Here is a 23,902-nt window from a genome sequence, read left to right as displayed (position 1 = left end):
AATGGCATCGGTGAGCTTCGAACAGGCGACACGGCGCTATGCCGGAGCGCAGCGCCCCGCGTTGGACAAGTTGGATCTGGCGGTCGACGACGGCGAATTCGTCGTGCTGGTCGGCCCTTCCGGATGTGGCAAAACAACGGCGCTGCGGATGATCGCAGGTTTGGAACCGGTGGACACCGGGCGCATCCGCATCGGCGACCGCGATGTCACCGACGACGATCCCAAAGATCGGGATGTCGCGATGGTGTTCCAGAATTACGCGCTGTATCCGCACATGACGGTGGCGCAGAACATGGGTTTTGCGTTGAAGATCGCCAAAATTCGCAAAGCTGAGATCCACGACCGGATCCTGGATGCGGCGCGCTTGCTCGACTTAGAGCCGTACCTCGACCGCAAACCCGGAGCGCTGTCCGGTGGGCAGCGCCAACGGGTCGCGATGGGCCGCGCGATCGTGCGCCGCCCACAAGTCTTCTTGATGGACGAACCGCTGTCCAACCTGGACGCGAAGTTGCGGGTGCAAACGCGTAACCAGATCGCTGGATTGCAGCGGCGGCTGGGCACTACCACCGTGTACGTCACCCATGATCAGGTCGAGGCGATGACCATGGGGGACCGGGTTGCGGTCCTGCGAGACGGCGTGCTGCAGCAATACGCACCGCCGCGAGAGCTCTACCGCAGCCCGGTCAACGTCTTCGTCGCGGAGTTCATCGGCTCCCCGGCGATGAATGTATTCACCTTGCCGATTGCTGATCGGTCAGTGACGTTGGGGGACTGGCTGATTCCCTTGCCCCGTGAGCTCGGCGACGTGGCGGGCGAGATCACTGTCGGGATCCGGCCCGAAGACTTCGAGGTCGGTGGTCTGGGTGTCGAGATGGAGGTCGATGTCGTCGAGGAGCTCGGCGCCGACGCCTACCTGTACGGCAGGATCTCGACGAGTGGCGATGCGACTGACCACCCGGTGATCGCCCGCGCGGACAGTCGCAATCCGCCGCAGCGAGGCAGCCGGGTACGGCTGCGCCCTCGATCCGACCATCTGCACTTCTTCGGCGCCGATGGCCGGCGACTGCCTCTCAGGTCGTGAGCACCGTTGCCGCGGCAGTGCCGGGCGCGCCGTACAACTGAGTGAAACCGACCTTCGGTTCGCCGGGAACTTGACGATCACCCGCCTCGCCGCGCAGTTGCCGCACGACCTCATGGATCTGCCGCAACCCTGATGCCCCAATCGGCTCGCCGTTGGCGATCAGGCCACCATCGGTGTTAATCGGAAGCCGGCCGTGAATTTCGGTGGCACCGTCGGCCAGCAGCTTCTCCTGATCGCCGTCGGCGCAAAATCCGCACTCGGCCATGTGAATGATCTCCGCGCCGGCATCGGTGTCCTGGAGTTGGACGACATCGACGTCTTCGGGTGCCACACCGGCCTTTTCGAATGCGGCGCGCGCCGCGTAGACGGTGGGCGCGACGTCCTGCTCGACGGGCGCGAACGTGGTGTTGACCTCGTAGGCGCCGTAGCGGCGGGTCCGGACCTCGACCGCGCGCAGATACACCGGCTTGTCGGTGTAGCGATGCGCGATGTCGGCTCGACACATCACCACGGCCGCGGCGCCTTCGTCAGGTGCACAGAACATGTACTGGGTCAGTGGGTAGTTCAGCATCGTCGAGTTGAGGATCTCGTCCTCGGTGATCGCTTTGCGCCGAAAAGCGTTGGGGTTCAACGCACCGTTGCGAAAGTTCTTGGCGGCAACCTTGGCCAGTGTTCGCTGCGAGACGCCGTAATCATGCAGGTACCGGTTGGCCTTCATCCCGAAGAACTGCGTGGTCAGGTACTGCCCGTTCTCGGCGTACCAGCCCGGCATGCCGACCAAGGCGGGATCTTCGGTGAACGCACCGCGCGGATGCTTGTCCAGGCCGACGGCAAGGCCGATGTCGTAGTCACCCAGCCGGATGCCGTCGGCGCACGCCTTGACGGCGCTGGCGGCGGTCGCGCACGCATTGAAGACGTTGGTGAACGGGATGCCCGATAGGCCCACCATGCCAACGATGGCGTCCGGGTTCGCAACGGTCCAACTGCCGCCGGTAGCGGCCTGCACGTCTTTCCAGTCCACACCGGCGTCGTCGACTGCGGCGAAGATGGCGTCCACACCCATCTCCATCGCCGACTTGCCCTCGAAGCGGCCGAACGGATGCAGACCTACCCCGATGACGGCGACGTCGTTCATTCCGCGAATCCTCTCTCAGCGGCCGCTGGCGCAAAGCCAACTGTAAACGTTACAGTAGCTGTGCTGATACGTTAACGGCGGCGCACCAGTTGGGCCTGCTGTATTGCAGCGACCGCTCCTTGCTGGTCGAAAAGCGTTCCGCGTGAGACGCCCACTCCGTCTCGGCCGTAATGGGTTTCGGCTCGCACTCCGACCCATTCGCCGTCGGGGACGCGGTGGATGTGCACGACGATGTCGGTATTGAGGAACAGCCACTCGGACACCGCGAGTCGGCTTCCCATGCCGTTGGCGATGTCCGCTATGGTGAACAGACGCTCCATGGGGGTCATCGTTTCGCCGGCGACGAGGTCGACGACGGGCCTGGCCCAACATTCCGCCGGCACGCTGTTCAGGATGTCGTTCAGCCACCGCCAGTCCAGGCTCTGGATGTAGGTCTGATTGGTGTCGTCGTCGGGGTACCGCGGCCGCCCGTCGGTCACCGGCCGAAGCGGGGGAGCGGGGGTGAAGAACAATTCGTCAGTGTCGCTCTCTTGGAAGCGCCAGGCGGTGGCTTGTGCGACCGGTCGAGGCGTTCCGGTTGGACCGGGTGCCAGCATCTCCGCGTCGAGCAGTTCGATTTTCGTGCCGGGGCGTGTGACTCGGGCGCGCACCCACAGTTGATCGGTGACCGGAACCGGTCCGAGCAGATCGACCGAGACTCGGCTCAACCGGGTGTCGCCGCGGGGTGCGCAACGCTCGAGCGCCCGGACCAACAAGGCCGACACCGGGGCAGCATTCTGCATAGTCGATGCCCAACTGCTGATCACGTGATCGGATGCGCTGAACTTCTCACCGAGCGGGTCATCTGGATCGACCAGTTCGTAGTAGGCGTCGGTCACCGGTCCTGCCTTGTCTCGGCTGCGTCTTCAACGGAGGATATGGCTGCAATTACCGAAAGCGCAACCGGACGCCTTACCGGAAGTATTGGGATCCGCTTCACGGCAGGTGATGTTGGTCGGCTCGGTGTTATCGTGTAATTCGGTCGGGGTGCTATCCATCCATGCGGAGGGCGATAGCCGATGGCGAACTCGGTGATGGGTGACTTCCACAGTCAGCTGCGCGTAGCTTTTCACCGGCTCCAGGACTGGGCCTACCCGGACGAGATTGATCACGAGCTCTTCCGGGCTTATATGAAGACGGCGCACGACGTCGGCGGTGAACCCGATGCGCCGGCCACCTTCGAAGAAAAAGAAGAAGAGCAGTGGGAACTCAACGCGTTTGTCACGTGTGAGGTTTTGGGCTGGCGAGGCATCTGGACGTCTGAGGAGCGCAGAAGGCTCGGCAACGTCGACCTCGGGAGGATGCTGTATCTCGGTTTTCCGTACTACGGCCGTTGGGTGCTGGCCCTCGCGCGCTGCCTGATCGATAAGCGCCACATCACGCTCAACGAACTGATCGAACGGGCTAGCGAGGTGGGTGAGCGCTGCGCCGCCGGTGGCGAGGATGCGTTGGAAGCCGCACCCCGCAGCACCGGCGACACGAAGACGGTTGCCCGGAACCACCATCATCAGGAGGCGTTGGGCAAGGGCGATCCGCAGTGCTTCGCCGGCACGGCCGGCGCGGCCCGGTTCGCGGTAGGCGATTCGGTGTGGGTGCGTGACTTGCCGATGCTCTTCTACACCCGCACCCAGGACTATCTGCGGGACAAGCCGGGAACGGTGGTCAAAGTCTCCTACGAGAGCCTGACGCCGGAGGACGAGGCGTTCGACCGCGAAGATCAGAAACCCGAATGGTTCTACATCGTGCGCTTCAAGATGACCGACCTGTGGCAGCCGTATGCGGGGTGCCCAAGCGACACGCTGCAGGCGGAGATTTCGGAACGCTGGCTGCAGCCAGCGCATTAGATCGCAGTCCACGATCAGAGCCAGTCAGGAGTACCGGGATGGCGAAGAAAGCCGAGACCCACGACACCGGCGAGCGGCATGCGGCGCCGATGGTCGAGGAGGTCACCGACTTCGAGGTCCTCGAGATCGCGTTGCGGGAGCTGGCGATTGAAAAGGGTTTGTTCACCGCCGAGGATCACCGGCGCTACACCGAGTACGTCGAACAGCTGGGGCCTACGCCCGCCGCGCGGCTCGTCGCCAAGGCCTGGCTCGATCCGGATTTCAAACAGTTGGTGCTCGAGGATGCTATCGCGGCATGTCGGGAAGTTGGGATCGACTGGATGCAACCGACCGGCTTCGGGACTCCCAGCGACTTCACGGCGCTGCATGTACTCGAGGACACCCCGACGCTGCATCACGTGATTTGTTGCAGCCTTTGCTCGTGCTATCCGCGCCCGGTTCTTGGACAGTCACCCGAGTGGTACCGGACACCCAACTACCGGCGCCGCATCGTGCGCTGGCCGCGCCAGGTCCTTGCGGAATTCGGTCTCTACTGTCCGTTGTCGTTCTATCTGAGGCAGGTGCGGGCGTCTGACCTGCGGTGCCTCAGATCAAATGGCGATCCTGTTGCGGGTGGTTTGTCATCTGATCTGAGGTAAATAGGCCGGATCCTGGCCGCCTACGGGGAGGCGTGTTCGTCGGCGGCTCGCTGGCGTGGGGTATGGCCCTCGAGGGGTTCCGACCCGGCCGCTGGGACGTGCTTGGCGCCCCTGGTTTTCCTGGCCGGCGTTGCCGTGAACATGTACGCTCCTCGCGGCCACTAGCTTTCGGCCGCAATCGCCCGTCGCAGCGCGGTCAGTATGACGTCACGGCTGGGCAGATCCAACCGACAGACGTCACCCGTCGGCGGCCGATCGGGACGCATCACATCGGTGCCGTCAATCAGTATCGACGGTGACGGAAAGGGTCCGACCCGCTCAACGATCGCCGTGTTGATCCCGACCACGGCCAAACAGTCGACCAGCATTTCATGGGCCGTTGCCGCGTTCGGACAGCCCGGGCTGCTCAGAATCTCAATCCGCATCCCACGGTCTCCCAACACCCGTCATTAGCATCTCAGGTGGGTCAATTTTCGCGACCCGGTGACAGTTGCAGCCGGAGTTCGACGCGCCCGGTAGCTCGGCGATTTCGGGTACGCCGTGGCAGGCGCACTCCCTTGCGGCGAGTTCAAGCCGCGGCTCGCCGCTGCTGCGGTCGCAAAGTGTGCCGAGACGCGTCTATGCCGGCCATTTCTTGCGCCTGCTCGGCTGCGGTCTGCCCTAGCCGGACCAAATCCGCTCGCTCCTGGACCGAAAGCGGCTGTTCGCCAGCGACATCTGGCCGCTGGCCGTCACCGCTGCGGGCCTGGGACATCAGCCACCGCTCATCGCGCACCCATGTATGCAGCAGGCTCGTGTCCACGTTTAGCTGGCGGGCTACCTCAGCGACTCGCCGCTGCCCGTCGATCACCATGTGCGCGGCCGTGACTCGATACTGCGGGGTGAATGAGCGCCGATGTTGTGGCATACCTACTGGCTTCACGAATCCCACGTCGCGCTATCTGGGATGTCCACCATGTGGGCGGTCTGGGGCGATCCTTGTCGGGTGTGGCGGCCGAAGCGGCGTAGCCGCAGCGAGTTGGTGACCACGCTGACCGAGGAGAGCCCCATCGCCGCTCCCGCGATGATCGGGTTGAGCAGACCGAGTGCGGCTAGGGGGATCGCGGCGGTGTTGTAGCCGAAGGCCCAGCCAAGGTTCTGGTGGATGGTGCGCAGGGTCTGCCGGGAGAGCGCGATCGCCTCCACAACACCGTCGAGCCGGTCGGACATCAGCGTGATGTCGGAGGCCTCGATGGCCACGTCGGTGCCGGTGCCGATCGCGATGCCCAGATCGGCCTGCACCAGCGCGGGGGCGTCGTTGACGCCGTCGCCCACCATCGCGACCACCCGCCCCTGGTCTTGTAGCCGCTCGATTTCGGTGACCTTGTCCTGCGGCAGCACCTCAGCCAGGACGTGATCGATGCCGACCTGCGTGGCGATCGCGGCGGCCGTGCGGGCGTTGTCGCCGGTGATCATGGCGACCTGCAGGCCCATGGCTTGCAGTTGAGCGACCACGTCGGCGGCGTCGTCCTTGACCGTGTCAGCGACGGCGAGCACGCCCACAACGTGGTCGTCGCGGCCGACGAACACCGCGGTGCGGCCTTGCTCTTCGAGTTCGGCGGCCGCCGCAGAAAGGTGCTCAGGCAGAACCAAATCGTGATCGTCGACAAGTGTGCGACGTCCGACCAGCACGGTGCGGCCGTCGATCTGGGCCCGCACCCCGTGGCCGGCGAGGCTGGTGAACGCCGTCGTGGCCGGAATCTGCAACCCCAGCTCGCGCGCGGCCGCGACGATCGCTGTGCCGATGGGGTGCTCGGAGCCCGACTCGACCGCGGCGGCGATTCGCAGCACCAGATTGGGCTGGCGCCGCTTGCCGGCAATCACATCGGTGACCCGCATCTGGGCGCGGGTCAGCGTGCCGGTTTTGTCGAAGACCACGGTGTCGATCTTCTTCGAGGCTTCCATTACCTCGCCGCCTTTGACCAGGATCCCCAGTTCCGCGCCGCGGCCGGTGCCGACCGTGATCGCCGTCGGGGTGGCCAGGCCCAGCGCACAGGGGCATGCGATGATCAGCACCGCGACCGCGGCGGTCATACCGGCGACCGGGTTGGCGGCGATCAGCGTCCACCCGGCAAATGTCACCGCGGCAACCCCGACGACGGCCGGGACGAACACCGCCGAGACGCGGTCAGCCAGTCGCTGCACGGGGGCCTTGCCGCCCTGTGCCTGCTCGACCAGGCGCACAATCTGCGCCAGTGCGGTATCGGCGCCGACGGCGGTGGCGCGCACGGTCAGCAGCCCGTCGATGTTGACCGTCGCACCGGCAACACGGTCGCCCACCGATTTTTCGACCGGGACGGACTCGCCGGTCAGCATTGACTCATCGACGGCGGCGCGCCCGTCGGTGATCTCGCCGTCGACCGGGATCTTCTCCCCAGGCCGTACCCGTACCAGGTCTCCGACTTGTACCTGATCAACCGGCACGAGAATTTCTTGCCCGTCGACGAGCAGGCAGGCTTCCTTGGCGCCCATCTCCAAAAGCTTGCCGATCGCCTCCGACGCCTTGCTCGTGGATCTGGCCTCGAAGTAGCGACCCAGCACCACGAACGCAATGATCAGCGCCGCCGTCTCGAAGAACAGTGCGCCACCGGCGAACAACTCATACGTGGAGTAGCCGAATGCGGTCAATGTGCCCAGTGTGATCAGCGTGTCCATGTTGGCGCTTCCCGCCCGCGCCTGTTGCACCGCGCCGCGCAGGAACGGCCACCCGGCGACGAATTGCACCGGTACCGTCGCCGCGAACGCCAACCACCCCGCCCACGGATAGGCGCCGAACACCATCGTCGACACCGACGCCAGCAGCGCCAACGGCATGGCCAGCCGCAACCGCCGCAACCAGTTCCGCTGCTCACGCCTGTTCAGCTCGCCCGAGGACGCCGTGCCGCACGCACCGCCCTGTCCCTGCCCGCAACCGCCACTACCCTCGGTGTCGCGCGGCGCGTCGCTATCGGCCCGGGCGCCCAGCAATCGGCGGAGTCCACCGATGGCCTTGCGAACCACCCCGGGGGTGCGGGCATCGCCGGAATGCGAGGCGCGGGTGGGCACCAACTCTGCAGGGATGTGCTCGGCTTGCCCGATCGCCGACAGCACGGCCGCGGTGTCGCAGCGCTGCGGCGAATACTGGATCACCACCGATGCCGTGCGCGGATAGGCCGTCACCGCCTGCACACCGGGCACCGTGGCCAGAGTCTCCTCGATCGCGACGGCCCGGACCGCATCGACATGAAATCCGGTGATGCGCAGCCGCATCCGCCCGGACGCGTCCGATACGACCGTCGCCGTGGCGTCGGCGGCCGGCAGGACCTCAGTCGTCATGGCCGTCGCCCGGGCTCGTCACGATCGCCGGTTCGGTGTCCTCTCCGGCGCGCTCTCGTGCCTCGGCAACCACGTCGGCGACCGTCAATCGGATCTGTTCCGTGTTCGTTTCGGCCGTGCGCTGCGCTTCGCGGGCGGCCCGGATGCCCCACGCGGTCACAGCAACGGTTGCCGTGCGCAACGGAACCTTCGCCACGGCCGTGCGCACTGCCTCATACGCCGCAACCCCCACCACCCCGGTTACCACCGTGGGCGCCGCCTTCATCAAGAACCCATGCCACGCCATACCAAGCACTCCCTTCCCGTCGTTGCACCGCCAAACGGTGACCAGTCGGCCACGGTCGCTGCGGAGCGACACGAACCCATCCTTGACCTTCCAGTACAGTGGAAGGTCAAGGATGGGTTCCATGCAGATCGGCGAACTAGCGAAACTCAGCAATACCAGCGCGAAAACCATTCGCTTCTACGAGAACGCGGGGCTGCTCCCGCCACCGGCACGCACGGCGTCGGGGTACCGCGACTACGGGCCCGAGGTCGTGGATCGGCTGCGGTTCATCCATCGGGGCCAAGCCGCCGGGCTGACCTTGCAGAAGGTGCGCCAAATCCTGGCGATCCACGACCGCGGTGAGGTGCCGTGCGGGCACGTGCAACAGGTCCTGCACACCCGTCTGGACCAAGTCCGCGCGCAGATCGCCGAACTGGTCGCCCTCGAAGGCCACCTGCAGACCCTTCTCGACCACGCGGCGCACGCCGCGCCCACCGAACATGACCAGTCCACGGTGTGCTGGATTCTGGAAAGCGACCTGGATGCCGACGCCACCGTCGGTCCCGGCCACTAGACCATGAACAGCACCGAAATGCGTGAGTGGTCATGGACTGATGCGTGGTTGCCGGCCGCCCTGCTGGGTGTGGCGGGGGTGGGCTGGTGGTGGTCAGTGGTCAGCATGACCGGCGACGCCATGTCTATGGACACCGAGCCAGGAATGCCCATGGAGACCGCGCCAATGATGTCGTTCGCCGGTTTCCTCATCGCGTGGGTGGCCATGATGGCCGCGATGATGCTTCCTGCGGTCCTGCCCGTCGTTCGCGCCTACGCCCGCGCCGCCACCGGCAGCGCCGCTCCAGCGATCGTCTTCGTCGCCGGATACCTGGCCCTGTGGAGCGCCACCGGGATCCCCGCCTTCTGGGCGTGGAGCCACCTCAACGGGCCACTGGCACACGGATCACCGTGGGTCGGCCGCCTGGCCGGCGCCATAGCGCTGGCCGCCGGGATCTATCAGCTCACGCCGCTGAAAGCAGCGTGCCTGCGGCACTGCTACTGGCCATTGTCGGTTTCCCCGCCGTGCGGCAAGTACCACGACAGCCCGGCCCGGGCGCTTCGTGCCGGTGGGCGCTACGGCGTCTTTTGTCTGGGCAGCTGCTGGATGCTGTTCGTAGTCATGATCGCCTTCGGCACCATGCAATTGGCGTGGATGCTGGCGCTCTCGGTGGTGATCTGGCTGGAGCGAGTCGCCTCCTTCGGCGATTGGCTCACGCGCGTCACGGGGGCGGTGCTCGTAATCCTTGGCGTTGTGCTGCTGGTGCACCCCGCGTTGGTCATCAACCTTGTCTAGCGAGGAGTTAAGTCATGACGACGACGACACAACCACGCACCCGCCCCTGCGCTTTAGCCTGAATCCACGGATGAGTCCTGATTGCTTGGTGGTTGTTGTTTGATTTTGACTAGCGGGGATGTGGGCGTGGGCGGGCCGCTGGTCTGCCCAGCTTTTCCTGTTGATCGGGTCGGGCCTTGCGGCGAGTGGTTAGGCAGGGGCGGCCAATGGTGGTGGACGTTGTCTGAACAGGTTGTGCCACAGTCGTAGCCAGGCATCAGCCCAGGGCCAGTGGCTGGGCAGGTGCAGTACGGGTCGCCGTTGGGGGCGGGTCAGGCGGGCGGGAATGTTGACGATCTTGCGGCGCAGGGTGGCGCCGCGCGCCACAGCGTGGGGCCCGCCGGCCAGGGTTGCCGCGGCGCGCAGCAGGTTGTGGGCGATCCCGGCGCACAGCACCCAGGCCGAGTTCGCGCCGAAGCGCCCTGAGGGCATGCGTGCCAACGGGCCGTCGATCAGGTCGGCGAAGGTGGTCTCGACGATGGCGTGGCGGCGGTGGGTGATGTCGGCGTCGGCGGTGGACTCATCAGAGTTGGTGAAAAATGGGTGATACCGCCATACCGGGAACAACGCGTCGCGGTGGCGGGCGTCTTTGACTCGGCGCACGATCAGTCGTGCGGTGATGGCGTCTTTGGTGGACGCGAAGGCGGTGTAGCCGATTTCGGCGACCTCGGCATCAGAGATCCACTCGCCGGTGTCGGGGTCTTGCACCGCGCCGGGGTAGCGCACCGGGATCCACGCGTCCTGGTTGATCGTCGCAATCGCTGTGCGCACCGCGGTGCTTTTGGTCCACACCAGGGAGAATCGGGCGCCGGCTCGGCGGGCGGCGGATACGACCGCGCGACTGCCATAGGCGGAGTCGCCGCGCACCAGGATCTGCCCGGTGACCCCGGCCGCGCGGGTGGTGGCGATCGCCTGGGCGACCATGCGTCCAGCGCCCTTGCCCGAACCGGTCTTACCTGCCCGTAGTCGCATCCCGGCGATCACCGGCGCAGCGGTATCGGTGCTGATCGTGGTCGCCAGCGGGGACAGGCCCTTGCGCAGGACCTGTTTACCGGCGATCTTGGTGTGCCCGTAGGAGGCGCCCTGTTTGGCGTGTCCGTAGACCGGACGCAACAGCGAGTCGATGTCGACGAATGCGCGCACGTCGGCGCCAGGCAACAACTCGACCCGTTCACACAATGCGGACAAGTGCTGGCGCAGTACCGACTCGAGCTGGCGGGCATGGCCGAAGGTGAACTCCCGCAACAGGGTCCCGATCGTCGAGGGCGCGTACACGCCGCCGAACAGGGTCTTCATCCCACCGCTGCGCAGCACGTCGACGTCGTCGATACAGTCCGCCCCCGCGCACATCGCGGCGATCAGAGTGGCCAATTTGGGAGCGGGGTTGGCCGCCCCCGACTTGATCCTCGTCTCGGTGATATGCACGTGCTGGGCCAACAGATCTGACAGGCCGGTCTGCTCAGCCAGACCCATCACCGGCACCAGCCCGGCACACGACACGAGATGGTCATCGTCGAACACCGCAGACTCTGCGGTGAATCTGTGAGAAACTTGCACCGGAAGTGCCTTTCGGAGCCGGGTCCGATTAATGCGTGAGAACATCAATCATCCCAGTTCAGAGGGCACTTTCCTCATTCCGACACTCGATGAACAGCTAATTCATCCGTGGATTCAGGTTTAGCGGCGACATTTTGATCTGGCTGTCCGCTGTCGTTTGATCTGAGGCGCTGCTGGCCGTTTGACCTGCGGCGCCTCAGATCCGTGCGCTTGAGCACAGTATTGCGGGGTTGATCGAGGATGCCGGTGCTGCCTGCGTGAGCGGGTCCAGTGCCGAGTGCCCAGTTCTCGAAGAACTGACTGAACCGGCAGTGCGGCATTCGATTTGAACGCCAACGCATTGCCGTGTTCACGTCGGTTCCCGTGGGTTGGCTCTCTGAGTATGGTGTGCGGGGCAGGTGTCTGTCACGGGTACGCGCACGGGTCGACGATCGGGTTGTGGGGCTGCCGCGTCCGGAAGCCGGGGACGCCCCGATGCCCCGGCACGGTCTCCTAAGATCAGCAATCATGGTGGCGCGTTCAATCCTGTTATTCGTCCTGGCTGCGGTCGCCGAAATCGGCGGTGCCTGGCTTGTCTGGCAAGGCGTCCGCGAGCAACGTGGTTGGCTCTGGGCGGGACTCGGCGTCATCGCGCTAGGAATGTACGGGTTCGTCGCCACCCTGCAGCCCGATGCCCATTTCGGCCGGATCTTGGCCGCCTACGGCGGCGTATTCGTCGCCGGCTCGCTGGCGTGGGGCATGGCCCTCGACGGGTTCCGACCCGACCGTTGGGATGTGATCGGCGCCCTGGCCTGCCTGGTAGGCGTTGCCGTGATCATGTACGCCCCTCGCGGCCACTAGCTCAGCATCACGTGGCGGCCGGGCAGGCCCAAACCGACCCATCGGGGGCGGATCGGGACGCATCACCTCGGCCCCGCCGATCAGTATCGACGGTGACGGAGACGGGCCGGCACGCTCAGCGATCGCCGTATCGATCCCGGGTACGGCCAGACAGTCGACCAGCATTTCATGGGCCGTTGCCGCGTTGGATAACCCGGGGGGATCTCAGTGGCGCAACAGGTTTCGGTGACTGTGGGTTTGGGTTATGTAGTGGTGCCAGGTAGCAGTTCGGCGATCAGGGTCTGGACGCGGTTGGCGATGTCGTCGCGGATGGAGCGGACGACCTCAAGGGCTTGGCCGGCGGGGTCGGGCAGTTTCCAGTCCCGGTAGGTGACTCCCGGGAAGTATGGGCAGGTGTCTCCGCAGCCCATGGTGATCACGACGTCGCTGGCTTGCACCGTGTCGGCGGTGAGCACCGCGGGGCTGTTGGCTGTGATGTCGATGCCCAGTTCGGCCATCGCGGCAACGGCCGCCGGGTTGACTTGGTCGGCGGGTTCGGTGCCCGCGGAACGGACCTCGATGCGGCCACCGGACTGGTGGATCAGCAGTGCGGCCGCCATCTGGGAGCGACCGGCGTTGTGCACGCAGACGAACAGGACGCTGGGTTTGTCGGCCATCAGCGGGCACTGCGTGATTGGGACTCGGGTCCGAAGAGGCGGGTACGCAGCGCCAGGGACACGTAGACGAGTCCGACCAGCACCGGTACTTCGATGAGCGGGCCCACGACCCCGGCCAGGGCCTGCCCGGAGGTGGCGCCGTAGGTGGCGATCGCGACGGCAATCGCGAGTTCGAAGTTATTGCCGGCAGCGGTGAACGCCAACGTGGTGGTGCGCTCGTACCCGACGTTGAGGAGGGCGCCGAGCAGGTAGCCGCCGGCCCACATGATCGCGAAGTAGGCCAGCAGCGGCACCGCGATGCGGGCGACATCGAAAGGCCGGGAGGTGATCTGATCACCTTGAAGGGCAAACAGGATGACGATGGTGAACAGCAGTCCATAGAGTGCCCAGGGGCCGATGCGGGGCAGGAATTGCGACTCGTACCAGGTGCGGCCTTTGGCGCGTTCGCCTAGGCGGCGGGACAGGTACCCGGCCAACAGTGGGACGCCGAGGAAGATCAACACCGATTTGGCGATCTGCCACGGGGAGACCTCGATCCCGGTCTGGGACAGGCCCAGCCAGCCCGGCAGCACCGACAGGTAAAACCAGCCCAGCGCGGCGAACATGAGAACCTGAAAGATCGAGTTCAACGCGACCAGCACTGCGGCGGCCTCGCGGTCCCCGCAGGCCAGGTCGTTCCAGATGATGACCATGGCGATGCAGCGGGCCAGCCCGACGATGATCAACCCGGTGCGGTATTCGGGCAGATCGGGAAGTAGCAGCCACGCCAGGGCAAACATCACCGCCGGCCCGATCAGCCAGTTCAACACCAGCGAGGACGCCAGCAGTTTGCGGTCGGCGGTGACCTCGCCGAGCTGGTCGTAGCGGACTTTGGCCAGCACCGGATACATCATCACCAACAGCCCAAGGGCGATGGGCAGCGAGACTCCGTCGACCTCAATGGCACTTAGGCCCGCGCCCAGGCCGGGCACCAGCCGCCCCAGCAGCAGGCCGGCGGCCATCGCTACCCCGATCCATACCGGCAAGAGCCGGTCCAGGGTGGACAGCTTGGCGGCCACTGCGGGTGCAGCAGTCGATATGGCGGTGTCACTCATGAGGTTTCTCTCCCGTGGCGCGAGCGGCGTACCGCTTCACTGGCAGCTGTCAACGTGAGGTGGGTCGGGGCGCGGTGGCGCGGTCGTTCGCTGCGGCTGTCTCAATCAGACGATGCGGCGGGTTTGGTGGCGTGGATGATCGCGCCGTGCATCCCTTCGGCCACCTGGTGGGTGAACGTGACCGTGGCATCGGTGAACCCGGCCGCGGCCAGTCCGTCGAGGTACTCCTGGCGGGACAGCGCTCCGGCGATGCAGCCGACGTAGGAGCCGCGTTCGGCGCGCTCGGCCGAACTGAGGTGGTCTTCGGCGACGACGTCGGAGATCCCGATCCGCCCGCCGGGGACCAGCACCCGGAACATCTCGGCGATCACGGCCGGTTTGTCGGCGGACAGGTTGATCACGCAGTTGGAGATCACCACATCGACGGCGGCATCGGGCAGCGGGATGTCTTCGATGGTGCCCTTGCGGAACTCGACGTTGGTGACACCGGCCTTGGCTCGGAATTCTTCGGCGTTCCGCCTCGCCAAGGCCAGCATCTCGTCGGTCATGTCGACGCCGTAAGCAAACCCGTCCGGGCCGACCCGGCGCGCCGACAACAAAACGTCGATCCCGCCGCCAGAACCCAGGTCAAGCACCCGCTCTCCGGGGTGCAAGTCAGCGACCGCGGTCGGGTTACCGCAACCCAGGCTGGCCGCAACCGCTTCAGCGGGAATCTCGGAGTGCTCGTCGTCGCCGTAGAGACCGGCGCCGAAGATGGTCCCGATATCGGCTGAGTCGCTGGACCCGCAGCAGCTCGCGGCGGTCAGCACATCGCTGTTGGTAGCGCCCCCGCTGATCGCGGTGGCGGCGGCGCCGTAGCTGGCCCGGACCTGATCACGCAGCTCATTGTGTTCGGCGGTCATCGCACCTACTCTTTCCATCGACAGACATCTATGTGAGCAGTGTGCGGGAAACATCGATGACTGTCAATGCGTGTGTCATACTGGGGCCATGCCCGCCGCGATCGCCTCCCCGACCGAACGCGATGACTCGTTGCTGGTCGCTGACGTTGCGGCGTGCTGCAGCCCGATCACCGACGGCGTACTCGACGCGGCCGCCGCCGAGCGGCTGGCCGGCGTGCTCAAGGCGCTGGCCGAACCGACCCGGCTACGGCTTGTGTCAATGATCGCGGGCCATGAGGGCGCCGAGGCGTGTGTATGCGACCTGACCGCTACTGTGGGGCTATCCCAGCCGACGGTGTCGCATCACCTCAAGATCCTGGTCGAGGCCGGCCTGCTCGACCGAACCCAGCGCGGCAAGTGGGCGTACTACCGGCTGGTGCCCGCGGCCCTGGATGCGCTCGGCGGGGTGTTTGTTGTCCGTTGTCGTTGTGGCTGAGGCAGCGCTTGAGGGCCTGACCTGCGATGCCTCGGATTCAGTGACGGCCGCCGCTACCTTGAGTTGTCCTGCCGCCGGGTGTCTCGTGCTGGCCCCGCAAGAGGCGTTATGCGTCCGGCGCGTACGCCGTTGGCGATGACGACGACTTCGGCAAGCTCGTGCACCAGTACGACCGTGGCCAGGCCGAGGGTTCCGAACATCGCCAGCGGCATGAGCACGGTGATGATGCCCAGGGAGAGTCCGACGTTTTGCACCATGATCTGCCGGGAGCGTCGAGCATGTGCTAGTGCGTGGGGCAGGTGCCGCAGGTCTTGGCCCATCAGGGCGACGTCGGCGGTTTCGATCGCGACATCGGTTCCCATGGCGCCCATCGCGATTCCCAGGTCGGCGGCGGCCAGGGCCGGAGCATCGTTGACGCCGTCGCCGACCATCGCGGTGGGCCGGTGAGCGCCCAGTTCTGCGATCAGGTGAGCCTTGTCCTCGGGGCGCAGTTCGGCATAGACGTGCTCGATGCCGGCTTGGGCGGCGAGCGCCGCCGCGGTGGCGTGATTGTCGCCGGTGAGCATCGTCACCTGGTAGCCGCCGGCACGTAGCGCGGTGATGACCTCGGGAGCTTCTGGGCGTAGTTCGTCGCGCACGGCGATGGCACCGAGCAGCCGGTCATCGCGTTCTACGAGCACCGCTGTGGCCCCGGCTTGTTGCATGTGCGCTACGTGATCGGCGAGGTCGGCGGGGTCGATCCAGCCGGGCCGGCCCAGCCGGATGGCTTGCCCGTCGAGGTGGCCGGTCAGCCCAGCTCCGGCAACGGCGTGCACGTCACTCGCGGCGGCCACCGGCGCTTGGGTAGCGGCCAGGACGGCCGCGGCCAGCGGGTGTTCACTGCGGGTTTCCAGCGCGGCCGCGACCGCCAGCACCTCTTCGCGGGTGGCGTCGTTGGTGGTGGCGATGTCGATGACGGTGGGCCGGTTGGCGGTCAAAGTTCCGGTTTTGTCCAGCGCGATCCCACTGATGGTGCCCAGGGCTTCCAGCGCGGCACCGCCCTTGATCAGTACCCCGATCTTCGAGGCGGCACCGACTGCCGCCACGACGGTCACCGGCACGGCGATGGCGAGCGCGCACGGGGACGCGGCGACGAGCACCACCAGAGCGCGTTCGATCCACACCAGCGGGTTACCGAAGATGCTGCCCGTCCCGGCGATCAGCGCCCCGGCGATCATGATGCCCGGCACCAACGGCTGCGCGATCCGATCGGCCAGGCGCTGGCTGGCGCCCTTGCGGGCCTGTTCGGCTTCCACGATCTGCACGATTCGCGCCAACGAGTTGTCCTCAACGGTCGCGGTGACCTCCACCTGCAGCACTCCGGACCCGTTGATCGACCCGGCGAACACCTCATCACCGGGTCCGGCCTCTACCGGCACCGATTCGCCGGTAATCGCCGAGACGTCCAGGGCGGTGCGCCCGGCAACAATGATGCCGTCGGTGGCCAGGCGTTCCCCGGGTTTGACAATCATCTGATCACCGACGCGCAGTTCGGCTGCGGCCACCACGGTTTCGACACCTGCGCGCAAGACCGTGGCCTGATCCGGCACCAGCGCCAGCAGAGCACGCAGGCCGCGGCGGGTACGGGCCACCGCGTATTCCTCCAAACCCTCGCTGATGGAGAACAAAAACGCCAGCATCGCGGCCTCGCCGACCTGACCGAGTCCAACAGCGCCGAGCGCGGCGATCGTCATCAACGTGCCGACACCGACACGGCCCTCGGTCAGTCGCCTAACGGTTGAGGGCACGAACGTCGAAGCGCCCACCGCGAGCGCCACGACTTTCAATCCCAACGCCACCGGCCCGAATGGAGTCAGCCACGCCGTCACCAGTGAGGCTGTCAGCACCACCCCGGAGAACGCGGCCCGCCGCAGCTTGACAACGCCCCACAGCCGCTCCGACTCAGGGTGGCTGTCGTCGTGGTCGCAGCAGCCATCGCTTCGTTGCACTGGTCGTTGTGAAACCCTGTCAGCTTGCTCGCCGGATAGCGTCCGCTCGCTCCAGTCGAGGATTCTCTGCACCACACCGGGGTTGCCTCCCTCGACCGAGTGCGGCGCCCGGGCGGGCACCGACTCGGCAGGGATGTGCTCGGCGGCGGCGATCGCCGACAAAATGGCAGCGGTGTCGCAGCGCTCGGGTGAATACCAGACCACCACGGAAGCCGTGCGCGGATACGCGCGGACCGCATCCACACCAGCCACCGTGGCGACCGAGTCCTCGATCGCGACAGCCCGCACCGCGTCGAACCGAAACCAGTTAGCACGCACCCGTATTCGTCGCGCACCCGCAGACACGACAACCAGCGCGGCCCCGTGATCGGAGGAAACCTCAGCAGTAGGCACAATCGACCTTTCCCCGTGAAAACGGCTAACCCATCACTTGGCAGCAGTCGTCATCGTCAGCCTTGGCGGCGGGCGGCCGAGGGGCATCGTCGCCGATGCGTCCGCGGGCTTCGGCGACCACGTCGGCGACTTTCAGCCGGGCCGACTCCGCTGCTACCTCTGCGCTCCGAGTTCCGCGCAGTCCCCACTCCGTCACGGTCACCGCTGCCCGGTGAACCGGCGCCGTGCCCACCGCCTTGCGCAGCACCTCGTAGGCGCTCACCCCGACCAGCCCGGTGAACACTGTCCCGGCTGCTTTGGCCACGAACCCATGTATAGCCACTGCTTATCCCTTCTGTTCTGCCAACTCACTACGATTGAGCGACCGCGATCTTCAAGGTCACCGGATCGCTGCCACTGATGGTCATCGACCAACGGTGGCCTCGGCTGCGCCCGATGCGGCGTCCTCGCCGACACAGGGCTGGTCGGTATCCACCGCCAAAACAACCTGGACCAGCTCGCCCAGAGCACGGGCGAGGTGAGGGTCGGCCAGCGCGTAGCGAACCTGCCGGCCCTCATAGGTCGCGATGACCAGCCCGCAGCCCCGCAAACACGACAAATGATTGGACACATTCGACCGTGTCAACCCCAGCTGCGCAGCCAACTGGCCCGGGTAGCACACCCCATCGAGCAGTGCCACCAGAATCCGACACCGCGTCGGATCCGCCAGCGCTCGGCCCAGCCGAGCCAGCGCCGATTCCCGCGTCTCACACGTCAGCATGCACCAAACAGTACAGCCGATACTGATATGTCAGCAAGGGCTGAATTGTGCCATGGCTCCACACGCCGCCGTCAGCCCTGACGCCGCCCAGCTGGCCCAGCCGGGCACGGTGATCGCGGGGATTGACCTGGTCGTGGTTTCCACGCGTCGAAGTGGTGTGCGCGGCGGGTGGCGCTGAGTTGTTGATCGTGGATCCACTGTTCGATGGGGCGGGTTTGGTCGCGGTGCTGGGGAAACCGGGCGCTGACGTTGACGTAGACCGCATCGACGGCGCGGGCACGGGCGGGTGTGGCTGGCGCGGTGCCCCAGATCCGGCGATGAGCGCCGGCCAGGATGGCGGCCAAGGCGATCAGGTCCGGGTAGGCGCCGATGTGCGTGTCGGCGTCGGCGCGGGCAGGCGGCAGCGTAAACGGGCTGGTGCTGCGTGCCCAGCAGCGGTGAATCCGCGCGGCATCCCTGACCGCGAAGCGCGCAGCGTCGCCGTGACACCGATCCAGTCGGGCATGGCGCTGCGCTGCGGCGATCACCGCGGGGGCGCAGCGCAGATCGCGTTGATCGTCGAGGGTGGAGGTGCCTGCACCGATCCATCGGCGGTGGCGGCAGCAGACGGTCGCGTAGTCGGGCAACCAGCAGTAGACCGGCTCATAGACACCGCGGCGTGCCATGCACAGGCGGCATGCGGGCCGGGCGTGGCGGCGTTGGCGGGTGGTGTCGCGGTCGGGGGCGGCCAGCCCGATGAGCCGGGCGTGAAGGATGCCCACGGGCTGGCCGCTGGCGGTTGCCAACCAGTCCGGCCGGGGACGGCAGATCGCTGGACCGTCGGCCAGGTAGCGCCGCAGACCTCGGGGTTCTAGGTGGTTGGCGTGCGCGAGCCGATCAAGATAGGACTGCACCGTTTCGCCACGAAACGGTGTGACGGTGCGCGGTAGTGGCGCGGCAGGCCCCTGCGGCCACGCCGGTGGGGTTGATACGTCAGCTGGCATGGCGTTGCGCCGATGTTTGGGCTGCGTAGTCGATGAGCACCGTGTCCATCAGATCCCTGGTGAGGTTCTCGGTTTCGTCGAGCATGCTGCGGATCGCAGCCGAGCGGATCAGGTGCGCCAGGCTGCCGATCATTCCGCCGGTGCGTCGATGCAGGTATTTGGCTTCGGCGACCAGCGTTCCCGCGGTGTGATGGTGCAACCGCAGGGTGCCTTCCATCGCGGCCACCAGCGACTTCCATTCCCCGGCGTACGGGAACGGGCTGGTGTTGATCACACCGCAGCGCCCGGCGAGCTGGCGTCCGCGGGTGCCGGTGAACACACCGGAGCGCTCGACGTCGATGCCGGCGTAGACGAACGTGGCGGGCAGGTGTTCGGTGAAGTACTTCAGGTGATCGGACAGTTCCTCGCCGGCCCGGGTATCGAGGTTGAGGTTGTGGATCTCGTCGACGATCACGATGTCGGTTCGGGCGTCGATGAGGACCTGGCAGACAGCGTCGGCGATATCGGTGACATTCATCCGCGGTTGCATCGGCGGAAGGCCCAGGAATCGCGCGAACTCCATCGCGAGTTTGCGCGCCGAGCCTTTCGGGGGCGCGGTCACGTATACGATCGGGATCCGGGACTTGTCGGCGAATCGTGTCCTGATACGCAGTTCGTGGAATCGGCCGAGTTGTTTGACCGCGGTGGTCTTGCCGGTCGCGGCCGCCCCGGAAATGATCAGCCCGCGCCGGGCGCCGATCTCGCGTTGGTTGAGCAGGGTCAGCAGCCGGCCTTCGTTGGTGATGCGCTGGATCGCCGACGTGGTGACCACGACCAGTTCACTGTGATGCGCTACCCGGGCTTCGTTGTAGTTGGTCCGTTCGGTCTCCGACAGGGTGCTCCACTGCTCATCGGGTAACAGGGTGAACTCGGGTGGATCGGCATCGACGAAACGGCGCCAACCCTCGAGCGTGGTGGTGGGTTGGCGCCGGTCCTCGAGTTGGCTCACCGGGGCAAAAGTGTTCACAGCCGCCACGATTCAGCCTCCTTGCGTGCATCGAACACCGGTAGTGGAATGACTTGGGCGATCTCGATGTCGTCGGCGTCCTCGTCACCGCCTGGCGGCGGCTCCTCATCGCAGGGTTCTGCGGTATCCGGCGGGCGGGGCCAGGCCGGTGTCGCGGTGGCTCGCGTTCGACCCGCCACCCTGCGATCCTTGGATTCCTGTCGGGTGGGGGCGGGGCCTTGCGCGGCCCGGTCGAGCAGGTCATCGGCCGCGCGGGCGATCTCGGCTTCGGTGGCCTGATCGCATCCGCGCTGGGCCAGCACGGACCGCGCATGCTGCCATACCAATTCGCCGAACGGTACCGGGTGGCTGCGCAAATGCGTCCAGGTCGCGGCCAGCCAGCCCTCGTCGTGATGGTTGCGCACCCAGATCCGCGACACGTCGTAGGGGTCGTAGTGCACCTCCCACTGGCCCTTCTTGGATTCCACCCCCGAGTGCTGGCGGCGGTAGGGGTTGAGTGCCTTAGCGTCGTAGCTGCGGTTGTTGACCCGGATCCCGTAGGAATTGATGCGCCGCCAGCACGACGGCAGTAACTCGATGTAGTCCTCGGCCGACAGCGGCACCGGAACATACCCGGCGACCTCGACCAAGGCGGCGTACTTTTCGTTGGGCGTCAACGCCTTGCCCGGGGTGACGGGGTCACGCAGGCCGTCGTGGGGCCGGTTTTGCCATACCGCGACGATCCACTCATCCAGCAGGGCTTGCAGCTCCACGATCGACCACACTGCGTCCTGTTCGGCGTTCTTGCCGCGCCGCTCGACGCTGGAGCCGACATACCCGGCGACATGCTGGGCGAACAAGGTGGCCACCGACTGCAGGGTCCGCTCGATCTTGGGTTTGTCGGTCGGCGTATCCGGGTGGGCGGGCTGCAGATTGATCCCCAACGTGCAACACGCCTGCCGGAAGGTTTGCGACAGATACGCCTTCCCGTGGTCGCACACTACGGTCTCCGGGGCGATCACCGGCCGGGCGGCCGCATCGGCCAACCGTTGATCCACGCCGGTCAAACAGCGATACGGCAGCACCGACCGCGACATCCGCAGCGCATCGGACCACTCCGGCCGCATCGGTTCTGGCGTCAACGCTCGGGCCAGCAGCAGCGCCGCGTCGACCGCTTTGGTCGTGGGCCGCAACACCGCGGCCGGAATCGAGCAGGTCGCGTCGTCAACCATGCCGGTCAGCTCGACCCGGTCCACCGTGCCGTCATCGAGGACCACCCGCACATCCAGGGGGGTCGAATCGATCTCGACCACCTCGCCGGGGCGCGCCACCGTCAGCGCACCGAACGGGCCGTCGGGCTGTTTGGACAACGAACGCCGGGTGCGCGCGGACCCGAACGTGTGCCGGCCCTCCGACAGCCTCTTCACCAGACGATAGAACGTCCGCTGAGACGGCATCGCCGGTGCGTCCTGGGCACCGTATTGAGCCACCAGCGATTTGGTCACCCGTCGCTGCAGGCGGCTCACCGTCCCGGTCGACACGTCGGTCTCGTCATCGATGGCCTGCCGCACTGCGGCCACCAGCCGCTCGTCGACGCGGCCGAACATCGCCCGCCGGGGAATGTGCCGGCGATCCACAACCCCCAGCAGGCCGTCTCGTTCGTAGGCATAGCGTTGCCGCTGCAACGTGTACAAGCTGATCTCGTGGCCAGCCGAGCGCAGCTCGGCGAGCTTGGCCAATTCGCGCTGCCGCAACGAACGCGACGCCGGATCGAACTCCGGCCGCGGCCGGCTACCCGCCTCGGAATCAACCCGTCGACCCGTCAACACCTCGATCAAGTGCCGTTCCCACCAGCGGGCCCGCTCGGCGGCAGCCTCGGGCACCCCGGCCAACGCTTCTTCGGAACACAAAGCCGGTCGCGATCCTGACACCAACTCCAACGCCGGGTCGCCCAGCAGCCGAGACAGCGGTACCACCGACTGCCCGCCGACCGCATCGGTCAGCCTGGCTGAACTGCCCGAAAGTGTGACAACCGTGAATACGCCGTCGGATAACCGGATTTCATCGCCCTCGCGGATGACACCCGACCGCATACCCGTCATCGTGACAACGCGGGCCCGACGATCGACTCCTCGGTCAAGACAGCCGCGGAAAGATCCACGCCCAGTCGCCGGTGCCACAACAGGTGAAACAGCACCGGCAACACCATGATCGCTTCACCGACCGGTCTCACCCCGGTCATCAGCGGCCGCGCCGAGTCGAACACCGCCTCCAACGCTGCGGCGACCGCCGGGCGGTACACCCGTGGATGCCGATACCCAGACAACCAGCGCAAATTCGCCGTCACGACCGGATCCGCAACGCCCGCTCGCCGATAGGCCCATCCCAGGGAACGGCACGCCTGCTCGGACCGGTCGAACAACTCAGCATCAGCATCCGATATTCGGTCATCGGCCCGCACGTCAAGAACCGTCGCCGTTCCGTCGGACAACCGCACGAAGTAATCAGGCACGTGGTGCCTGCCGTCACCCCAATGGAGCCGGAACGGCTGCGACGCAACACCAACCACCGCGGGATCGGCGTCCAGCGCGATCAAATGGTCACGCTCCGACCACGACTCGTACCCAACGTGCTCACGAGTCGTCGAAAACCACCACAGGCCTGGATAATTGCCCTGCCCGCGAAACGCTGGGAAACCACGCACGGGTGAGCAGTCCAACTCAAAGGCCACTGCGGCACACTCCGCCAGCGGCAAGCGCGAAGAACCCCCGGAGGAGTTGAATTCCACCTCAACGCCACCGTTGACCTGCGGCCATAGCGCCGCCGGCGCCACACTCACCTAAACAACGCTACCGGCGGTACCTCGGATAGATTGGCAAAGACACGCCGATACCGCAGATACGGTGGCAATACATCACATCGGATGTCAACGGACATCTACCTTTCCGAGGACGTCGAGATCCGCGTCGAGGACTCCAATTCCAAGCACCGGTTCATGGTGCTTCCTGTGCGACCCGACGGAACGGAGGGCTGGGATGAGCAGGAGCTCGTGGACATTGTGACCCGTGACTGCTTGATTGGCGTCGCCCTGCCGAAGCCCGGCGTCACATCCACTGCAAACCGCCCGGTGCATCCTGCGGTTCGCCCAGCCGAAGGCTACTGAGGGCCAAAAGATGTCAACCGAAGAGAACATACCGACGCTGGAACGGATTGTTGGGCGCCGACAGGAGTGGGCGCGGATGGCGGAGAAGTACGGTGTCAACAATTCACTGCCGCCCTGGAAGTCAAGTCTGGACGGGATGTGCGACGCGCTCGATCGAGAAGGGACCGTGTTGCCGCTCTTGACGCGTCGCTCCGATGAGGACCGTCTCAGCCAAGAGGTGTACGCGACACTGTCGTTCCCGGAAAATCAGCTCGTCGCGCTGGCGCATTCCCTCATCACACGAAACATCATCGACGAAGCGGCACTGGCCGATCGCATGACAGCGGTGCGGGCGCGACTCGAAGCAGGCGACGCGTAAATCCG

At 66.1% G+C, this 23,902-nt stretch carries 24 protein-coding genes and 2 pseudogenes; 10 read left to right on the top strand and 16 right to left on the bottom strand.

Annotation, left to right across the window (positions count from 1 at the left end; all coding sequences use genetic code 11):
* Position 1 precedes the first annotated feature (1 nt).
* Positions 2 to 1,081, top strand: coding sequence for an ABC transporter ATP-binding protein (locus tag AC5Y49_RS01425; protein WP_499884041.1), 1,080 nt, complete (start codon positions 2 to 4; stop codon positions 1,079 to 1,081).
* On the opposite strand, the gene AC5Y49_RS01420 is transcribed toward AC5Y49_RS01425, so the two are convergent.
* Together AC5Y49_RS01420 and AC5Y49_RS01415 are read right to left on the bottom strand one after the other, a co-directional pair.
* A complete protein-coding gene (locus tag AC5Y49_RS01420) occupies positions 1,071 to 2,216 on the bottom strand; it encodes a thiolase family protein (protein WP_499884040.1) in 1,146 nt (381 codons plus the stop codon). The two genes, AC5Y49_RS01425 and AC5Y49_RS01420, sit on opposite strands and share 11 nt — an antisense overlap.
* Before the next feature lie 71 nt (positions 2,217 to 2,287).
* Positions 2,288 to 3,094 carry a thioesterase family protein gene (locus tag AC5Y49_RS01415; RefSeq protein WP_499884039.1) on the bottom strand — a complete coding sequence of 269 codons (807 nt, stop codon included), beginning with the start codon at positions 3,092 to 3,094 and terminating at the stop codon, positions 2,288 to 2,290.
* 180 nt (positions 3,095 to 3,274) lie between these two features.
* On the opposite strand from AC5Y49_RS01415, the gene AC5Y49_RS01410 reads away from it, so the two are divergent.
* The 3 genes and pseudogenes from AC5Y49_RS01410 to AC5Y49_RS01400 all read left to right on the top strand — a co-directional run.
* Positions 3,275 to 4,099, top strand: a complete 825-nt coding sequence (locus AC5Y49_RS01410; RefSeq protein WP_499884038.1) for an SH3-like domain-containing protein — start codon at positions 3,275 to 3,277, stop codon at positions 4,097 to 4,099.
* A gap of 38 nt (positions 4,100 to 4,137) precedes the next feature.
* A complete protein-coding gene (locus AC5Y49_RS01405) occupies positions 4,138 to 4,737 on the top strand; it encodes a nitrile hydratase subunit alpha (RefSeq protein WP_499884037.1) in 600 nt (199 codons plus the stop codon).
* A 3-nt stretch (positions 4,738 to 4,740) separates the two neighbouring features.
* Positions 4,741 to 4,902: pseudogene (locus AC5Y49_RS01400) on the top strand (YnfA family protein); the annotation flags it as partial.
* Here the strand turns inward: AC5Y49_RS01400 and AC5Y49_RS01395 are convergent.
* The 4 genes from AC5Y49_RS01395 to AC5Y49_RS01380 form a co-directional block, all read right to left on the bottom strand.
* A complete protein-coding gene (locus AC5Y49_RS01395; protein ID WP_007172605.1) occupies positions 4,899 to 5,162 on the bottom strand; it encodes a hypothetical protein in 264 nt (87 codons plus the stop codon). The pseudogene AC5Y49_RS01400 and the gene AC5Y49_RS01395 overlap by 4 nt on opposite strands.
* Before the next feature lie 143 nt (positions 5,163 to 5,305).
* Positions 5,306 to 5,644, bottom strand: a complete 339-nt coding sequence (locus AC5Y49_RS01390; protein WP_033718757.1) for a transposase — start codon at positions 5,642 to 5,644, stop codon at positions 5,306 to 5,308.
* An 11-nt stretch (positions 5,645 to 5,655) separates the two neighbouring features.
* Complete coding sequence (locus tag AC5Y49_RS01385) at positions 5,656 to 8,025, bottom strand: copper-translocating P-type ATPase (RefSeq protein ID WP_109469971.1); 2,370 nt, start codon at positions 8,023 to 8,025, stop codon at positions 5,656 to 5,658.
* Between the two features lie 55 nt (positions 8,026 to 8,080).
* Positions 8,081 to 8,377, bottom strand: a complete 297-nt coding sequence (locus AC5Y49_RS01380; protein WP_033718771.1) for a DUF1490 family protein — start codon at positions 8,375 to 8,377, stop codon at positions 8,081 to 8,083.
* A gap of 121 nt (positions 8,378 to 8,498) precedes the next feature.
* Between AC5Y49_RS01380 and AC5Y49_RS01375 the strand changes: the two genes are divergently transcribed.
* Entirely contained in the window at positions 8,499 to 8,930 is a 432-nt protein-coding gene (locus tag AC5Y49_RS01375; RefSeq protein ID WP_007170246.1) for a heavy metal-responsive transcriptional regulator, read from the top strand.
* A 3-nt stretch (positions 8,931 to 8,933) separates the two neighbouring features.
* Positions 8,934 to 9,704 carry a DUF2182 domain-containing protein gene (locus tag AC5Y49_RS01370; protein WP_007170247.1) on the top strand — a complete coding sequence of 257 codons (771 nt, stop codon included), beginning with the start codon at positions 8,934 to 8,936 and terminating at the stop codon, positions 9,702 to 9,704.
* A 189-nt stretch (positions 9,705 to 9,893) separates the two neighbouring features.
* On the opposite strand, the gene AC5Y49_RS01365 is transcribed toward AC5Y49_RS01370, so the two are convergent.
* Positions 9,894 to 11,300: an IS1380 family transposase gene (locus AC5Y49_RS01365; RefSeq protein WP_499884036.1), complete on the bottom strand. Its 1,407-nt coding sequence runs from the start codon at positions 11,298 to 11,300 to the stop codon at positions 9,894 to 9,896.
* Positions 11,301 to 11,807: 507 nt separating this feature from the next.
* Here AC5Y49_RS01365 and AC5Y49_RS01360 point away from each other — a divergent pair.
* Complete coding sequence (locus tag AC5Y49_RS01360; RefSeq protein WP_007170248.1) at positions 11,808 to 12,140, top strand: YnfA family protein; 333 nt, start codon at positions 11,808 to 11,810, stop codon at positions 12,138 to 12,140.
* 242 nt (positions 12,141 to 12,382) lie between these two features.
* On the opposite strand, the pseudogene arsB reads toward AC5Y49_RS01360, so the two are convergent.
* Together arsB and arsM are read right to left on the bottom strand one after the other, a co-directional pair.
* A pseudogene (arsB, locus tag AC5Y49_RS01355) lies at positions 12,383 to 13,890 on the bottom strand (ACR3 family arsenite efflux transporter).
* 101 nt (positions 13,891 to 13,991) lie between these two features.
* Positions 13,992 to 14,792, bottom strand: a complete 801-nt coding sequence (gene arsM / locus AC5Y49_RS01350) for an arsenite methyltransferase (RefSeq protein ID WP_007170251.1) — start codon at positions 14,790 to 14,792, stop codon at positions 13,992 to 13,994.
* A gap of 88 nt (positions 14,793 to 14,880) precedes the next feature.
* Here arsM and AC5Y49_RS01345 point away from each other — a divergent pair, with 88 nt between their 5' ends.
* Positions 14,881 to 15,267, top strand: coding sequence for an ArsR/SmtB family transcription factor (locus AC5Y49_RS01345; RefSeq protein WP_007170252.1), 387 nt, complete (start codon positions 14,881 to 14,883; stop codon positions 15,265 to 15,267).
* Positions 15,268 to 15,320: 53 nt separating this feature from the next.
* Here AC5Y49_RS01345 and AC5Y49_RS01340 read toward each other — a convergent pair whose 3' ends face one another.
* The 7 genes from AC5Y49_RS01340 to AC5Y49_RS01310 all read right to left on the bottom strand — a co-directional run bounded on the left by AC5Y49_RS01340 (position 15,321) and on the right by AC5Y49_RS01310 (position 23,215).
* On the bottom strand, positions 15,321 to 17,609 hold the full coding sequence (locus tag AC5Y49_RS01340; protein ID WP_033718775.1) for a heavy metal translocating P-type ATPase: 2,289 nt from the start codon (positions 17,607 to 17,609) through the stop codon (positions 15,321 to 15,323).
* A gap of 64 nt (positions 17,610 to 17,673) precedes the next feature.
* Complete coding sequence (locus AC5Y49_RS01335; RefSeq protein WP_033718759.1) at positions 17,674 to 17,970, bottom strand: DUF1490 family protein; 297 nt, start codon at positions 17,968 to 17,970, stop codon at positions 17,674 to 17,676.
* An 81-nt stretch (positions 17,971 to 18,051) separates the two neighbouring features.
* The gene (gene cmtR / locus AC5Y49_RS01330; protein WP_007170255.1) at positions 18,052 to 18,408 is read right to left on the bottom strand and encodes a Cd(II)/Pb(II)-sensing metalloregulatory transcriptional regulator CmtR; all 357 of its coding nucleotides are present in this window, start codon (positions 18,406 to 18,408) and stop codon (positions 18,052 to 18,054) included.
* Positions 18,409 to 18,479: 71 nt separating this feature from the next.
* Complete coding sequence (locus AC5Y49_RS01325; protein WP_074021686.1) at positions 18,480 to 19,391, bottom strand: TniQ family protein; 912 nt, start codon at positions 19,389 to 19,391, stop codon at positions 18,480 to 18,482.
* Positions 19,381 to 20,406 carry a TniB family NTP-binding protein gene (locus tag AC5Y49_RS01320; RefSeq protein ID WP_007172501.1) on the bottom strand — a complete coding sequence of 342 codons (1,026 nt, stop codon included), beginning with the start codon at positions 20,404 to 20,406 and terminating at the stop codon, positions 19,381 to 19,383. The genes AC5Y49_RS01325 and AC5Y49_RS01320 overlap by 11 nt, the downstream gene beginning before the upstream one ends.
* The gene (locus tag AC5Y49_RS01315) at positions 20,394 to 22,469 is read right to left on the bottom strand and encodes a Mu transposase C-terminal domain-containing protein (protein ID WP_224860251.1); all 2,076 of its coding nucleotides are present in this window, start codon (positions 22,467 to 22,469) and stop codon (positions 20,394 to 20,396) included. The genes AC5Y49_RS01320 and AC5Y49_RS01315 overlap by 13 nt, the downstream gene beginning before the upstream one ends.
* Before the next feature lie 5 nt (positions 22,470 to 22,474).
* Entirely contained in the window at positions 22,475 to 23,215 is a 741-nt protein-coding gene (locus tag AC5Y49_RS01310; protein ID WP_099459185.1) for a TnsA-like heteromeric transposase endonuclease subunit, read from the bottom strand.
* A gap of 84 nt (positions 23,216 to 23,299) precedes the next feature.
* Here AC5Y49_RS01310 and AC5Y49_RS01305 point away from each other — a divergent pair, with 84 nt between their 5' ends.
* Both AC5Y49_RS01305 and AC5Y49_RS01300 read left to right on the top strand, forming a co-directional pair.
* The gene (locus AC5Y49_RS01305) at positions 23,300 to 23,539 is read left to right on the top strand and encodes a nitrile hydratase subunit alpha (RefSeq protein ID WP_499884035.1); all 240 of its coding nucleotides are present in this window, start codon (positions 23,300 to 23,302) and stop codon (positions 23,537 to 23,539) included.
* Positions 23,540 to 23,549: 10 nt separating this feature from the next.
* The gene (locus AC5Y49_RS01300; RefSeq protein WP_499884034.1) at positions 23,550 to 23,897 is read left to right on the top strand and encodes a thiocyanate hydrolase; all 348 of its coding nucleotides are present in this window, start codon (positions 23,550 to 23,552) and stop codon (positions 23,895 to 23,897) included.
* The last annotated feature ends 5 nt before the right edge of the window (positions 23,898 to 23,902 follow it).

The sequence above is a fragment of the Mycobacterium sp. NGS62 genome (genome assembly GCF_059812285.1).
This window is presented reverse-complemented; position numbering and strand designations above follow the sequence as displayed.

What these genes read in the sequence shown, in the direction of transcription:
- AC5Y49_RS01405 (WP_499884037.1), top strand. Translation starts at nt 4,138, where the DNA reads ATGGCGAAGAAAGCCGAGACCCACGACACCGGCGAGCGGCATGCGGCG.
- arsM (WP_007170251.1), bottom strand. Translation starts at nt 14,792, where the DNA reads ATGACCGCCGAACACAATGAGCTGCGTGATCAGGTCCGGGCCAGCTAC.
- AC5Y49_RS01315 (WP_224860251.1), bottom strand. Translation starts at nt 22,469, where the DNA reads ATGCGGTCGGGTGTCATCCGCGAGGGCGATGAAATCCGGTTATCCGAC.
- AC5Y49_RS01390 (WP_033718757.1), bottom strand. Translation starts at nt 5,644, where the DNA reads ATGCCACAACATCGGCGCTCATTCACCCCGCAGTATCGAGTCACGGCC.
- AC5Y49_RS01385 (WP_109469971.1), bottom strand. Translation starts at nt 8,025, where the DNA reads ATGCGGCTGCGCATCACCGGATTTCATGTCGATGCGGTCCGGGCCGTC.
- AC5Y49_RS01375 (WP_007170246.1), top strand. Translation starts at nt 8,499, where the DNA reads ATGCAGATCGGCGAACTAGCGAAACTCAGCAATACCAGCGCGAAAACC.
- AC5Y49_RS01420 (WP_499884040.1), bottom strand. Translation starts at nt 2,216, where the DNA reads ATGAACGACGTCGCCGTCATCGGGGTAGGTCTGCATCCGTTCGGCCGC.
- AC5Y49_RS01360 (WP_007170248.1), top strand. Translation starts at nt 11,808, where the DNA reads ATGGTGGCGCGTTCAATCCTGTTATTCGTCCTGGCTGCGGTCGCCGAA.
- AC5Y49_RS01370 (WP_007170247.1), top strand. Translation starts at nt 8,934, where the DNA reads ATGAACAGCACCGAAATGCGTGAGTGGTCATGGACTGATGCGTGGTTG.
- AC5Y49_RS01425 (WP_499884041.1), top strand. Translation starts at nt 2, where the DNA reads ATGGCATCGGTGAGCTTCGAACAGGCGACACGGCGCTATGCCGGAGCG.
- AC5Y49_RS01300 (WP_499884034.1), top strand. Translation starts at nt 23,550, where the DNA reads ATGTCAACCGAAGAGAACATACCGACGCTGGAACGGATTGTTGGGCGC.
- AC5Y49_RS01305 (WP_499884035.1), top strand. Translation starts at nt 23,300, where the DNA reads ATGTCAACGGACATCTACCTTTCCGAGGACGTCGAGATCCGCGTCGAG.
- AC5Y49_RS01345 (WP_007170252.1), top strand. Translation starts at nt 14,881, where the DNA reads ATGCCCGCCGCGATCGCCTCCCCGACCGAACGCGATGACTCGTTGCTG.
- AC5Y49_RS01410 (WP_499884038.1), top strand. Translation starts at nt 3,275, where the DNA reads ATGGCGAACTCGGTGATGGGTGACTTCCACAGTCAGCTGCGCGTAGCT.
- AC5Y49_RS01395 (WP_007172605.1), bottom strand. Translation starts at nt 5,162, where the DNA reads ATGCGGATTGAGATTCTGAGCAGCCCGGGCTGTCCGAACGCGGCAACG.
- AC5Y49_RS01325 (WP_074021686.1), bottom strand. Translation starts at nt 19,391, where the DNA reads ATGCCAGCTGACGTATCAACCCCACCGGCGTGGCCGCAGGGGCCTGCC.
- cmtR (WP_007170255.1), bottom strand. Translation starts at nt 18,408, where the DNA reads ATGCTGACGTGTGAGACGCGGGAATCGGCGCTGGCTCGGCTGGGCCGA.
- AC5Y49_RS01380 (WP_033718771.1), bottom strand. Translation starts at nt 8,377, where the DNA reads ATGGCGTGGCATGGGTTCTTGATGAAGGCGGCGCCCACGGTGGTAACC.